This is a genomic window from Nocardia sp. IFM 10818, from assembly GCF_054655275.1.
In genome coordinates, this window is sequence record NZ_BAAHJH010000001.1 from 1,021,275 (window position 1) to 1,033,769 (window position 12,495).

11 protein-coding genes are annotated in these 12,495 nt (G+C 67.9%); 7 read left to right on the top strand and 4 right to left on the bottom strand.

From position 1 onward, the window contains the following. Positions 1 to 16 precede the first annotated feature (16 nt). Together ACYQ5L_RS04590 and ACYQ5L_RS04595 are read left to right on the top strand one after the other, a co-directional pair. Positions 17 to 1,012 (top strand): alpha/beta hydrolase, encoded by a 996-nt coding sequence (locus ACYQ5L_RS04590; protein ID WP_459963322.1) that lies wholly within the window; start codon positions 17 to 19, stop codon positions 1,010 to 1,012. A 281-nt stretch (positions 1,013 to 1,293) separates the two neighbouring features. Then, complete coding sequence (locus tag ACYQ5L_RS04595) at positions 1,294 to 1,452, top strand: hypothetical protein (protein ID WP_459955736.1); 159 nt, start codon at positions 1,294 to 1,296, stop codon at positions 1,450 to 1,452. Positions 1,453 to 1,467: 15 nt separating this feature from the next. On the opposite strand, the gene ACYQ5L_RS04600 is transcribed toward ACYQ5L_RS04595, so the two are convergent. Next, entirely contained in the window at positions 1,468 to 3,063 is a 1,596-nt protein-coding gene (locus ACYQ5L_RS04600) for a nucleic acid/nucleotide deaminase domain-containing protein (RefSeq protein ID WP_459955738.1), read from the bottom strand. Positions 3,064 to 3,215: 152 nt separating this feature from the next. Then, complete coding sequence (locus tag ACYQ5L_RS04605) at positions 3,216 to 4,457, bottom strand: TetR/AcrR family transcriptional regulator (protein WP_459955739.1); 1,242 nt, start codon at positions 4,455 to 4,457, stop codon at positions 3,216 to 3,218. A gap of 125 nt (positions 4,458 to 4,582) precedes the next feature. Between ACYQ5L_RS04605 and ACYQ5L_RS04610 the strand changes: the two genes are divergently transcribed. Next, positions 4,583 to 5,377, top strand: a complete 795-nt coding sequence (locus tag ACYQ5L_RS04610; protein WP_459955740.1) for an enoyl-CoA hydratase-related protein — start codon at positions 4,583 to 4,585, stop codon at positions 5,375 to 5,377. A 34-nt stretch (positions 5,378 to 5,411) separates the two neighbouring features. On the opposite strand, the gene ACYQ5L_RS04615 is transcribed toward ACYQ5L_RS04610, so the two are convergent. Both ACYQ5L_RS04615 and ACYQ5L_RS04620 read right to left on the bottom strand, forming a co-directional pair. Then, positions 5,412 to 6,626, bottom strand: a complete 1,215-nt coding sequence (locus ACYQ5L_RS04615; protein ID WP_459963323.1) for an Nramp family divalent metal transporter — start codon at positions 6,624 to 6,626, stop codon at positions 5,412 to 5,414. A 175-nt stretch (positions 6,627 to 6,801) separates the two neighbouring features. Then, positions 6,802 to 8,325 carry an aldehyde dehydrogenase family protein gene (locus ACYQ5L_RS04620; protein ID WP_459955741.1) on the bottom strand — a complete coding sequence of 508 codons (1,524 nt, stop codon included), beginning with the start codon at positions 8,323 to 8,325 and terminating at the stop codon, positions 6,802 to 6,804. A gap of 306 nt (positions 8,326 to 8,631) precedes the next feature. On the opposite strand from ACYQ5L_RS04620, the gene ACYQ5L_RS04625 reads away from it, so the two are divergent. From ACYQ5L_RS04625 to ACYQ5L_RS04640, 4 genes are all read left to right on the top strand, one after another. Beyond that, positions 8,632 to 9,663, top strand: a complete 1,032-nt coding sequence (locus ACYQ5L_RS04625) for an ATP-binding cassette domain-containing protein (RefSeq protein WP_459955743.1) — start codon at positions 8,632 to 8,634, stop codon at positions 9,661 to 9,663. Beyond that, complete coding sequence (locus ACYQ5L_RS04630; RefSeq protein WP_459955745.1) at positions 9,660 to 10,472, top strand: ABC transporter permease; 813 nt, start codon at positions 9,660 to 9,662, stop codon at positions 10,470 to 10,472. The genes ACYQ5L_RS04625 and ACYQ5L_RS04630 overlap by 4 nt, the downstream gene beginning before the upstream one ends. Then, a complete protein-coding gene (locus ACYQ5L_RS04635; RefSeq protein WP_459955747.1) occupies positions 10,469 to 11,326 on the top strand; it encodes an ABC transporter permease in 858 nt (285 codons plus the stop codon). Before ACYQ5L_RS04630 ends, ACYQ5L_RS04635 begins: the two co-directional genes overlap by 4 nt. A 140-nt stretch (positions 11,327 to 11,466) precedes the next feature. Further along, positions 11,467 to 12,492 carry an SDR family oxidoreductase gene (locus tag ACYQ5L_RS04640; RefSeq protein WP_459955749.1) on the top strand — a complete coding sequence of 342 codons (1,026 nt, stop codon included), beginning with the start codon at positions 11,467 to 11,469 and terminating at the stop codon, positions 12,490 to 12,492. The last annotated feature ends 3 nt before the right edge of the window (positions 12,493 to 12,495 follow it).

A 12,495-nucleotide genomic window follows, 5' to 3' on the forward strand; every position in this document is an offset into this window, starting at 1 on the left:
GGTCCTCGGGGGTCTGGTGTCCGGTGTCGGCGCGACCACGGCGTCCGCGTCCGACCCGATCATCGACAATAAGAAACTCCTGGCCGATCCCGTCGCGCCCGACGGCTCCAAGATCACCAAGGCGGAGATGAAGGACGACCGGAACATCCGGTTGTACGTCTACTCCGCGGCCATGGACGCCACCTACCCCATCGATGTGCAGCGCCCCGCCGACGCCTCCGTGCCGCGCCCGGTGCTGTACCTGCTCAATGGCGCCGGCGGCGGCCAGGACGCCGCGTCCTGGGTGAAGAAGACCAATATCGTCGGCGGCTTCCTCGGCGACAAGAACGTGAACGTGGTCCAGCCCATCGGCGGCAAGTGGAGCTACTACACCGACTGGCAGCAGGACGATCCCGAACTCGGCCGCAACAAGTGGACGACCTTCTTCACCGAAGAGCTCCCCCCGCTGATCGACGCCGCCCTCGGCACCAACGGCGTCAACGCCATCGCCGGCATCTCCACCTCCGGCACCACCGTCCTCCAGCTTCCCGAGGTCAAGCCCGGCCTGTTCAAGGCCGCCGCCGCCTACTCCGGCTGCGCCCAGTTCGCCGATCCGGTCGGCCGCGAATTCATGCGCCTCACCGTGGAAACCTGGGGCGGCGGCAAACTCGAGAACATGTACGGCCCCGAGGATTCCCCCGCCTGGACCGAGAACGACCCGGTGGTCAACGCCGAGAAACTCCGCGGCACCGAGCTCTACATCTCCACCGGCTCCGGCCTCCCCGGCCAATACGACGTCCTCAACGGCGAACACGCCCTCCCCGGCGCCTACGGCCTGGCCAACCAGCTCATCATCGGCGGCGTGATCGAGGCGGGCACCCAATACTGCACCGCCAACCTGAAAACCAAACTCGACTCCCTCGGCATCCCCGCCACCTACAACTTCCGCCCCACCGGCACCCACTCCTGGGGCTACTGGAACGACGAGTTCCTCAACTCCTGGCCGGTCCTGGCCCGCGGCCTGGGCATCTGAACCCCGGCCGCACCGACATGACGACCGCCCCGGCTGAACACCGGGGCGGTCGCCGTTTGTCCGGAGGTGATCGATCTGGTCAGTTGGCGGCAACCCGGAAATCTGTGCATCGAACCCCGTGTTCTTTGGTAGACAGCGCGATTCACTCGCGCCATGAACCGGGGGCGGAACAGACTCAGGACCGATACACAACAGAAGGACACTGCCGCAGTACTCCCTGTGCCTCAGCGGGTTCCATGCGATGCTGGTCATGTAGGAGGTCCGGCTCAGAAAGGATTCGCATGGCCGACAACAATCCGAATTCCTCCCAGGACGGCGACTATCTTGTCGGGGTGGGCATAGCGGACGTCACGGGGCCGGCCTCCGAAGGCTCTTCCACGGAAGTCGCCGCTGCCGAACCCGAAGGTGTGCAGTCCAGCCAGGAGCAGCCCGAGAGCTAGTGCCTGGCTGAGGGGCTACTTCGTTGTGCCGCCGGCTTGTTCGATGAGCAGTTTCAGGACGTCGCCGGCGGCGAGGGCGGTTTGGTTGTCGTCGGACCAGGGGATCGAATAGGTGACCGGCACAGTTGATCCCAGTTGTTGTTCGAGCATAGGGCCGCACGTGATGCACGGTTGGCGCTCGCTGTAGAACTCGGTGATCTGCTCGGGGGTGAAGCCTCGCTCGATGAGCTGCTTGGCGATGTCCTGTTCGGCGTAGTTGCCAGGGCCGGTGCTCATGCCGATGACCAGTGGGCCGGTCTTGGGGTCGTTCCAATTCGGCACGCGTGCGACGGCGACGTTCTTGCCGTTGTCCGCGCCCGCGGCGTTGCGGGCCCGAAGGGCCGCGCGGCTCAGTTCGTCGCTGTTGTACGGAACTTGCTTGTACGGCGGCAGGTTGCGAACCGCGTTCTGCTGGTTGCGGATTCCGCCGACGGCCTTGTCGATTTCGGCTTGGGCGGTGGCCAGGGCCTGGACTTGGACGCTGGCGTTGTAGGGGATGCTGTAGGTGATCGTCACGTCCCGGCCCTGGGCTTGGGCCTGGGCGTTGGCTTCGGCCTGTTTGCGGGCCTTGATACCGGCCACGATGGGCGCGACGCTGGTATCGACGCAGCTGAGCACTCCGCTGCCATTGATCGGAATGGTCTGGGCGGCACTGCAACCCGCGGCGGGCTGGCCGTCGACCGTGACCGTGGCCTGCATGGTGGCGGCGACGCTGCCCGTCACGGTGGCGCCATTGGTGGCGGTGGCCGAGCTGGTGACGTTCACCGTGACCGTGCACGCGGTGTCGGAGCAGTCGATATTGCCGGAGCGGTCGAAGTTGAATTCGACGCCGACATTGACGGCATTGTGCAGCGATTGGGTGGCGGCGACGAGATCGTCGTAGGCGCGGTCGCGGTCGGTGGGGGAGAGCAGCCCGAAGACGATGGCGCCGGAATCCGGTATCTGCGCGCCGATTTCGCTGTCGCCGGTCCAGGTGCCGGACTCGGGGGTCGGATCCAGTCGCAGGACGCGATAGGGGGCCTTCTCCGTCACGGCCAGCACACCCGCCGGGGTCTCCACTTGGAGGGCGTCCTCATCGCCGATGCGCACGCGCGTGTTCGGGTCGCCGTCTCGCGGGAAGTCGACGGTCTGCCGCAGGGCCGCCATGAGGGCGGCAGCCAGATCGTGGGGCTTCAGGTTTCCGGCCGGCACGGCGGCGGCCAGGTCCGGGTTTCCGGTGACCCAGCGTCCGGCCACCGATGCGGCGTCCATTCCCGCGGGCAGATTCGACAACAGCAGGTTCTGCGGCGGTTTGACGTAGGTCTTGTCGCCGAGCGTCAGCACCTCGGTCTGCTGCCCGGCCTCGGTGATCTTCCCGAGCGTCTCGCCGCCCGAGGTGGCGCGGATATCCCAATTACCGCCGGCGGCATCGGTTCCGGTGTATCGCACCACCGATTGGGTCATGAGATCGAGCACGGCGGAGTAGAACGGCGCCTTGTTCTGCGCGGCGACCGGGTGACCGGGCACGGTCGAACAACCCGCCGCGACAAGCACTCCCGTGAGCAGCGCACCGAGCGCGGCGGTTCTGCTCACCCGTGATCCACAGAGACGCGAACGCATGAACCATCCCCCTTGTGACCCTGTTGCTTACACCCCATGCGGGACGGTTGCCGAATCTATCGGATCCCGTGGCGATATGCCGTGTGTGCGGTGATGTCTCCCCGGTCACACCGGATGCACCGGAGCTATTCGGGTTGGGACGCTTCGGGATCGGCGCCCAGCAGCACCGCGTGCATGAGCGCCGCCACGCGGGCCATGCTCTGCGGCCGCATATCGAAGCGAATACGCCGCCCCACATCGATGACCTGGCCGATGGCGGCGTGCACCCGGAACCGGGCCTCCACCTGATCGCCCTCGAGCAGGTTGGCCCACTCCAGCACGTTCTGCCGCTGAATCGAGCGCAGCCGATGCTGTTCGGAGGCGGGCAGATTGGAGAACTCGGCGAAGTACACCGGCAGGATCTCCGGCATGGCGAAGGTCATGCGCGCGAACCGATCGGCAATGCGCACCGCGGCATCCGGGCGGCTGGTGGCCTCCGACAGCGCCTCGGCATTGGCGATGGCCACCCGCTCCCCGGTGCGGTGGAAGGCGGCCGCGAGCAGATCGGACTTGCTGCTGAAGTACCGGTACACGCTGGAGGCATTGATACCGGCCGCCGCGCCGATCTCCTCGATGCTGGCCTCGTGATAGCCCTGCCGCCCGAAAATGCGAATGGCCTCGGTGAGCAGCTGTTCCCGCTTGGAGATGACCGGCAGCCCGCGCACGATCCCGTCACCGGTGACCGGCGGCGCGGCCGGCGGCAGATCGGCGCGCAGGATATCCCAGCAGATGTCATTGAGCAGGCTCACCAATCGCGCATTGGACAGCGCCGTGCGATGGCCGGTAATGCTGCCCACCGCGCTGAGCACGGCCGCGGCCCGCAGCTTCACATCCTCGGCCGGGGCGTCGGGATACAGCGCGGCGACCGCGGTCTCGAAGGTCTCGTGCAGATCCATGTAGATGACGCGAATCCGCGCGCGATCCTCCGGCTCGAGATACCGTCGCTCCCACCGATACAGTCCGCCCTCGCGGCGGCGCTCGATGGTGTGCTCGGCAATGCCGCGAATCAGCGCGGTGAGTCGCGGTTCCGGTTCCAGCTTCGGATCGTCGGCGGCCTTGGCGGCGTCGAGCAACTGCTGGGCGCCCATCTCGGCGGCCGCGACGAGCAAGGCGTACTTATTGGTGAAGTGCCGGTAGAGCGCGGGCCCGGAAATGCCGACCTCGGCGGCGATCTCGTCCACGCCCACGGGGTGATAGCCCCGCTCAGCGAAGGCACGAGCGGCGACGCCCACGATCTGCGCCTTGCGATTCTTGGGCCGCCGCCGCGGTCCGGACTCGCCGTCGGATCGCACGGAAGCGAGTCCTGCCTCGCTGCGATCGGCGACCATGCACTTTCTCCTTCTCAAACGGCACCGGCTGTTGACAGTACCGGACGAGTGATCCTAAGTTAACCACAATTCGCACAGCTGAACACATCGCGCGGCTAATTCACGGCACGCGGGTAGGAGCAGTCATGACTGATACGGCTACGACCCCGGGCTTCACCGCGGTGCTGGACGGGCGGGTGCTGCGCATCACCCTCACCAATCCGAAGCGCAAGAACGCCATCAGCTACGACACGATGCTGGGCCTCGGTGACACGGTGCGGGCGGCCGCGGACAACCCGGCCGTCCGGGTGATCGTCGTGACCGGTGCGGGCAGCGACTTCTGCACCGGCGCGGACCTGTCGGCGCAGGCGGACTACGACGCCCGTGGCATAACCAACGCCATGATCATCGCTGCCGCCAATGCCATGACCAGGTCCATCGTGGAATCGCCGCTCCCGGTCATCGCCCGCATGAAGGGCGCGACCGCCGGGGTCGGCGTGGCCGTCGCCCTGGCCGCGGACCTCACCTACGCGGCCGAGGACTCCTACCTGCTGCTGGCCTTCATCAATATCGGGCTCATGCCCGACGGCGGCGCCGCCGCCATGGTCGCCGCGGCGGCCGGGCGCCCGCTGGCCGCCGAAATGGCGCTGCTCGGCGAGCGGCTGCCGGTCACCGAGGCCAAGAAGTACGGCCTCATCACCGGCGTCTACTCCGACGCGGACCTCGATGCCAAGGTCGAGGCCGTCGCGGACAAACTCGCCCACGGCCCGCGCCGCGCCCTCGAACTCACCAAGCGGGCCCTCAATCGCGCGACGCTGCCCACGCTCGAGGCCGCCCTCGCCGAGGAGAAGACCGGCCAGGTCGAACTGCTGGACTCCGCCGACTTCGCCGAGGGCGTGGCCGCCATGCTGGGCAAGCGCAAGGCGGTCTTCGCCGAGTAACGATCCGGCCGCCCCCCACCCGGCCGGACCGCCCTCAGCTGCCGGTGACGGTCAGATAGATCAGGGCGATATTGAGCGCGGTGATGATGGCCGCGACCAGCCACGCCAGCGCCGTGGTGACGCGATGGTTGACGTCCGCGCCCATGAGCGCGCGATCGCTGGTGAACCGCACCAGCGGGATGAGCGCGAACGGAATGCCGAACGACAGCACCACCTGCGAAATGATCAGCGCCCGCGTCGGATCGACGCCGAGCGCCAGAATGGCGAGTGCGGGAATCAGCGTGACCAGCCGCCGCAGCAGCAGCGGGATGCGGCGGCGCAGCAGCCCCTGCATGATCATCGCTCCGGCGTAGGCGCCCACCGAGGTCGACGCCAGGCCCGAGGCCAGCAGGCCGATCGCGAGCAGCAGTCCGGCGGCCGGGCCGAGCGTGTCGCGCACCGCGGCATGGGCGGATTCGATGGAATCCACATCCTCGCGACCGCGCAGGGTGCTCGCCGCCATGAGCAGCATGGCCAGATTGACGGTGCCCGCGAGCAGCATGGCCAGGCCGACATCGATGCGGGTGATCCGCAGCAGGCGAGCGCGAATCGGCCCCGCCTCCGGATTGCCGTGCCGGTCGCGCGCCAGCCCGGAGTGCAGATACACCGCGTGCGGCATGACGGTCGCGCCGATCATGGCGGCGGCCAGCAGCACGCTCTCGGTGCCTTCGAACCGCGGCACCAGCCCGCCGATGGTCCCCGACGCCGACGGTGGTGAGATCACCACGGAGGCAAGGAATCCAATGGCGATAATGGCCAGCATCCCGGTGATCAACCGCTCGAACGGCTGCTGCCCGCGCCGATTCTGCACCGCCAGCAGACCCAGCGACACCACGCCGGTGACAACGCCGCCCACCACCAAGGGCAGCCCGAACAGCAGCTGCAACGCGATCGCCCCGCCGACGACTTCCGCGAGATCCGTTGCCATGGCCACGGTCTCGGCTTGGCCCCAATAGGCCAGCCGCACCGGCCGGCTCGCCTTGTCCCGCACCGCCTCCGGCAAGGACATCCCGGTCACCAGCCCGAGCTTGGCCGACAGGAACTGCACCAGCCCCGCCATCACATTGGCCATGACGATGACCCACACCAGCAGGTACCCGAACTGCGCCCCCGCGCTGATATTGGACGCCACATTGCCCGGGTCCACGTACGCGATCGCGGCCACGAAGGCGGGTCCCAGCAAGACCATGGCCGATCTGGCGCGCCGCATCGTGCTTCGTCGTAGGGCCAGATCGGTGCTCACACCAGGAGTTTAAGGGTAACCGAACTTTTTGTTGCGACCACCCCCATAAATCCGACCGCAAGCCCGTAATCGCACGCCGACGCGGGCGTCGCCTATAGGGGCGCCGAAGAAAGCGGGTCACCCTGTGGCGCCCGCCCGCATCTCACACGCGATGCCGGAAGCGGAACAGGGCCCGCGCCATGCGCAGCCGGCGCGGCTGGTGCTCGAAGGTCCCCAGCCCGGCCGGATCCCGGCGCTTCTCGGTAATGGTCTGAGCGCGGGCGAATTCACGCAGCGTGGCGGCGTCGCGGATGCGGCCCGGGCCGTTCACGCCGTAGACCGGCGTGCTGTTGACCGTCACCAGATCGGTGCGCAGCCGCACCGCGAACTCCGGCACGCTGCGCACGTCGCGGGTGAATACCGCCACCGGGAACGGTCTTTCGCGGGCATTGACCCGTTCGACGGCCTCGTCCATGGAGGCCACGCGGTTCACCACCAGGACCGGGCCGACGGCGTCGCCGGTGAGGGCGAGGCTGACCTCCGGGACCTCGGTGAGCACGATGGGCTCGATATAGGGCTCGCGCAGCGATTCGAGGCTGCCCACCACCGCGCGGCCGCCGCGGGTGATGGCATCGCGGACCTGGCGGCGCACGGTGTCGATATGGGATTCGATGACCATGGGCCCGTAGGAGGCCCGGCGGTCCGCGCCGGGACGCAGGCGGCGGGCCTGATCGGCGACCATCTCCAGGAACGGCTCGTAGACGGATTCGGCCACGTAGACGCATCGGACACCGGCCGGATGCTGGCCGGAGTTGGCCATGGCGCCGTACACCGCGGCCGCGGCGGCGGTGTCGAGGCGGGCGTCGACCTGCACGACCATGGATCCGCGGCCGCTCTCCTCGACCGTCAGGGGAGTGGCCGATTGCGCGCACAGCGCCCGCACCTCGCGCGCGCCCGCGGCCGAGCCGGTATAGGTGATCTTGTCCAGCCGGGCCCGGCAGAGCGCGGCGGCGGTGCCGCTGTCACCGGTGATCACTTGGAGCACAGGCTGATTCGGGGCGAGCCGGGTCCAGGTGTCGGCGAGCCAGGCGCCGACGCCGGGGGTGAGCTCACTGGGTTTGAAGACCACCGCATTGCCCGCGCCCATGGCCGCGGCAATCGAATTCATCGGGGTGAGAACCGGATTGTGCCAGGGCCCGAGCACGCCCACCACGCCCAGCGGCAGATGGCCGACGGTGCCGGGCCGGTCCCGGCGCAGCCGGGCGGCGGCCCGGGCGGACCGGCCCAGGGTCCGCTCGGCATGGCGCGCAACCCAATCCAGATGTTCGACCGCGAGCGTCACCTCGATGGCGGCGTCCATGCGCGGCTTGCCGGTCTCGCTGCTGACCAGCTCCACGAGATCGCGGGTGCCGCGCGCGATGGTGCGCTTCCAATCCAGCAGCCAGCGCTTGCGGCCGGCGAATCCGATTGCCGCCCACCACTGTTCGGCGGTGCGGGCGGAGCGGACGGCGCGGGTCAGCTCACCCGCGCCCATCATGGCGAAATCGCCGACGACCTCCCCGGTGCGCGGATCGAAGGAGGTCAGCACCTTGGCCCGGCCGGCGGTGGTGCGTCCTGCGGTGCGCCCGGTGGGTCCTGTTCGCGGCCCGGCAGGCTCTGGTGCTCGCGACTGCGCGGACTCGGCCATGGTTACCCTCTCGTGGCCATGTGAATGTCTCCCCGTCAGGCCAGACTATGGTTCGGGGCGCAGATGCGACAAGGCAGCGAAATTCCTGCATACCAGCCGGTCTGTGCCGCGAACAGCAGCTATGCGGAGACCCATTGGTTTGTGACCAAGGACACGTTTCGCCGAGTGCCGCTTCTGATCAGAAACGGCCCCGAACCAGTTGCGCCGGTAACATCGGCCGCGGTGGAGCGGATCATCCCCGAAGGGATGTGGGGACCTGCCGAACGGGGTGACTCGATCGCCCGCCCAGCCGATAGTGGAGAGTTGATGCCCAGCTTGGACAAACCGGATTCGCAACCAGCCGACGCACAGCACGCGGGGAGCGAACCGGCGGTATATGTCGAAGACGTTCGCAAGTCCTTCGGCGATGTGCACGCGCTGCAGGGCATCAGCTTCACCGCCGATCGCGGACGCGTGCTCGGCATCCTCGGCCCCAATGGCGCGGGCAAGACCACCACGGTCAAGATCCTGTCGACCCTGCTGCGGCCGGACTCCGGCATCGCGCGGATCGCCGGGCACGATGTGCGCAAGGATCCCGCCGCGGTCCGGCGCTCCATCATGATGACCGGACAGTACGCGGCGCTCGACGAAAACCTTTCCGGGCGCGAGAACCTCGAACTGTTCGGGCGGCTCATGGGCCTCGGCCGCAAGGACGCGCGGCAGCGGGCCGACACCCTGCTCGAGGAATTCGATCTCACCAGCGCCGGGCGGCGGGCGGTGCGGCACTACTCCGGCGGTATGCGCCGCCGCGTCGACATCGCGTGCGGGCTGGTGGTCCGGCCCGAGGTCGTCTTCCTCGACGAACCCACCACCGGTCTGGATCCGCGCAGCCGCCAGGGCGTGTGGGATCTGGTGACCGCGCTCAAGAACCAGGGCATCACCGTCCTGCTGACCACGCAGTACCTCGAAGAGGCCGACGTGCTCAGCGACAACATCATCGTCATCGACAAGGGCACCGTCATCGCCGAGGGCACCGCGGACGCCCTCAAGGAGAAGACCGGCGGCAGCTACTGCGAGATCGTGCCGCTGGACCCGTCGCACCTGAGCAAGGTCGCCGACGCGCTGGGCGATCTGGTGCCGGCCGCGGTGCGGGCGGAAATCGCTGGGAACGACCGGCTTTCGATTCCGGCGCCGGAGGGCGCGGCCACGCTGTCCGAGGCGCTGCGGCGGCTCGACGCCGCGGGCATCCAGCTCGCCGACATCGGGCTGCGGCGGCCCTCGCTCGACGATGTGTTCCTCTCGCTCACCGGGCATTCGGGGCACTCCGAGCAGTCCGAGAACTCCGGGGACACCGCATGAGCGCGCCCGCCGTCGAGGCGCGCCGGGATCTGTTCGCGGATGTCGGGCACGCCAAACCCTCCAGCTTCGCGCAGTGGCGGGCGCTGACCGGGCGCATCGTCTGGGTCATGGCCACCAAGGGCGAGCTCATCGTCGCGGTCATCACGCCGCTGGTGTTCACCCTCGGGTTCTACCTGCCGCTCAAATACGTCATGCAGTTCCGCGGTATCGACTACGCGCAGTTCGTCATGCCGATCATCGTGCTGCAGACCATGTCGTTCACCATGATGTCGAATGCGCAGCTGGCGGCGTTCGAGGCCATGACCGGACTGAACACGCGCATGCAGACCATGCCCATCGGGAAGCTGGTGCCGCTGCTGTCGCGGGTGTCGGCCGGGCTGGTGCGGTCGGTGGTCTCGCTCATCGCGGCCATCGGCTGGGGGCACATGATCGGCTTCCGGTTCGACGCCGGATGGGGGCAGGCCGTGCTGTTCTGCGGTTTCTCCCTCGCCGTCGGCACCGTGCTGGCGCTGGGCGCGGACGCGCTCGGGTCGCTGACCAAGAGCCCGGAATCGCTGAGTCAGGCATTGACGCTGCCGACCTTGATCTTCGGCATGCTGTCCTGCGGGTTCGTGCCGGAATCCGGCTTCCCCGCGTGGATTCGGCCGTTCGTGCGTAATCAGCCGATTTCGCAATTCTCCTTCGCGCTGCGCGATATGGCCGCGGGCGGAGTCACCTGGGAGGTGTTCTGGGTGCCCTTGGTGTGGTTGGTCGGGCTCGCGGTCGTTTTCGCGCCGCTGGCGGTCTGGGCGGGTGTGAGGCGATCATGAGTGCTGTCATCGAAACGTCCGCCCGGGATTCGTGGGCGGGGCATCAGCCGCTGCCGCAGGTGAAACCGCGGTCGGAGAAGACGCTGTCGATCTGGGTGGAGCAGAGCCTCATCCAGTGCAAGCGACTGCTGATCGGGTGGGCGCGCGATCCCGCGACCACCATTCAGACGCTGATCTACCCGGCGGCCACGCTGCTCATGTTCCGTGTGGTGCTGGGTGATTCGATCACCGCGGCCACCGGGATGCCCAGCATCTACGGCACCACGCCGATGGTCATACTGGTGGCGGCCATGTCCGGGTCGGTGGTGAGCGCGCTGGGATTCAAGGCCGAGAAGGCGACCGGTCTGCTCGGCAGGTTCTGGACCATGCCCGTGCACCGCGCGGCCGGACTGACCGGGCGGCTGCTGGCCGAGGCGGTCCGCGTGCTGGTCACCTCGCTGTTCGTGCTGGCCGTCGGGGTCTGCCTGGGCTTCAAGTTCTGGTACGGGCCCGTCGCTTCCATTGCCATGCTCGGGATTCCGATCCTGTTCGGCATCGGGTTCGCGGTCATGGTGACGGCGCTGGCCACGTTCTCCGAGGGCGTGATGCTGGTGAGCATCGTCGGCATCATCAATACGCTGCTGATGTTCTTCAACTCCGGATTCGTGCCGGTGTTCGCGTACCCGGTGTGGTTGCAGGCGACGGTGGAGAACCAGCCCATGAGCACGGCCATCGATGCCATGCGCGGGCTGGCCTATGACGGGCCGATCGCGACGCCGCTGATCAAGACGGTGGCGTGGACCATCGGCATGATCGTGGTCTTCGCGTACCCGGCGATTCGCGGATACCGCAAGGCGGCCGAAACCGGCGCCTGAGCGGCACTACCTGCCAACCGATTCCAGCCGTCCGCTCCCCGGCCGATCCCGGCGATCCGCACGTCGGTGCGGATCGCCGGGTATGACCGTTCCGACCGGTCTTGACCGGAGTGTGCCTTGCGTCACGATAGGGTAAGGGAATGGCTTACCTGGTTACCGGGGCGACTGGGTTTATTGGTCGGTTTCTTGTCCCCGAACTTCTGAAACGCGACGGCGATATCCATGTCCTGGTCCGGCCGGGGGAGGATTCGGTGCTGCGCTTCAACCGCTGCATGCGGATGTGGGACGCGCCCGGGCGGGTGCGGCCCGTCCGCGGCGATCTCAGCGCACCCGGGCTCGGCATCGACCCGGCCTGGATCGATGCGAATCGCGGGTCGATAGACCACATCATTCATCTGGCGGCGGGCTATGACTCGGTGCCGCCCGGCGGCGGCACCCGGCGGGTCACCGAACTGGCCGCCGCATTGGAAGCGGGCCAACTGCACCATGTTTCAACCGTGCAGGTCGCGGGCGACTTCGAGGGCGCGTTCACCGAGAACATGTTCGATGTCGGCCAGCTGCTGCCCACCTCCTACCAGCGCGCCATGCTGAAGGCCGAACAGGTGGTGCGGGAATCCGGAGTGCCGTGGCGGATCTACCGTCCGTCGATCGTCATCGGCCACTCCCGCACCGGGGAAATCGATCGCATCGACGGGCCGTACTACTTCTTCCGCCTGCTGCGCATGGCCGCCCAGCTGCCGCGCATCCTGCCCGTCGTGGCTCCGAAGCTGGGCGAAACCAATATCGTCCCCGTCGATTTCGTGGCGCGGGCGCTCGATCACATCGCCCACCAGCACGACGCCGACCACACCACCTACCACCTGGTCGACCCGCGCCGCCAGACCGTCGCCGAGGTCTTCAACCTCTTCGCCGACGAGGCCGGTGCGCCGCATCTGGTCGAGGTCATGCCCAAGCAGACCCTCGACATGACCCTGCGCGTGCCCGGTATGGGCTGGGCGCTGCGTCAGGTGGGCCTGCCCATGGACGTCATCGAGCACAGCGAGTTCTCCTGCCGCTTCGACTCCCGCCACACCGGCGCCGCCCTGGCGGGCAGCGATATCAAGGTGCCGCCGCTGGCCGGCTACGCGCCCATCATCTGGAAGTACTGGATCGAGAACTGGGTCTGACGG

Excerpts from the sequence above, each read along its gene's own strand:
- ACYQ5L_RS04615 (WP_459963323.1), bottom strand. The coding sequence starts at position 6,626 with ATGCGGCGCGCCAGATCGGCCATGGTCTTGCTGGGACCCGCCTTCGTG.
- ACYQ5L_RS04595 (WP_459955736.1), top strand. The coding sequence starts at position 1,294 with ATGGCCGACAACAATCCGAATTCCTCCCAGGACGGCGACTATCTTGTC.
- ACYQ5L_RS04605 (WP_459955739.1), bottom strand. The coding sequence starts at position 4,457 with ATGGTCGCCGATCGCAGCGAGGCAGGACTCGCTTCCGTGCGATCCGAC.
- ACYQ5L_RS04635 (WP_459955747.1), top strand. The coding sequence starts at position 10,469 with ATGAGTGCTGTCATCGAAACGTCCGCCCGGGATTCGTGGGCGGGGCAT.
- ACYQ5L_RS04640 (WP_459955749.1), top strand. The coding sequence starts at position 11,467 with ATGGCTTACCTGGTTACCGGGGCGACTGGGTTTATTGGTCGGTTTCTT.
- ACYQ5L_RS04630 (WP_459955745.1), top strand. The coding sequence starts at position 9,660 with ATGAGCGCGCCCGCCGTCGAGGCGCGCCGGGATCTGTTCGCGGATGTC.
- ACYQ5L_RS04625 (WP_459955743.1), top strand. The coding sequence starts at position 8,632 with ATGCCCAGCTTGGACAAACCGGATTCGCAACCAGCCGACGCACAGCAC.
- ACYQ5L_RS04620 (WP_459955741.1), bottom strand. The coding sequence starts at position 8,325 with ATGGCCGAGTCCGCGCAGTCGCGAGCACCAGAGCCTGCCGGGCCGCGA.
- ACYQ5L_RS04610 (WP_459955740.1), top strand. The coding sequence starts at position 4,583 with ATGACTGATACGGCTACGACCCCGGGCTTCACCGCGGTGCTGGACGGG.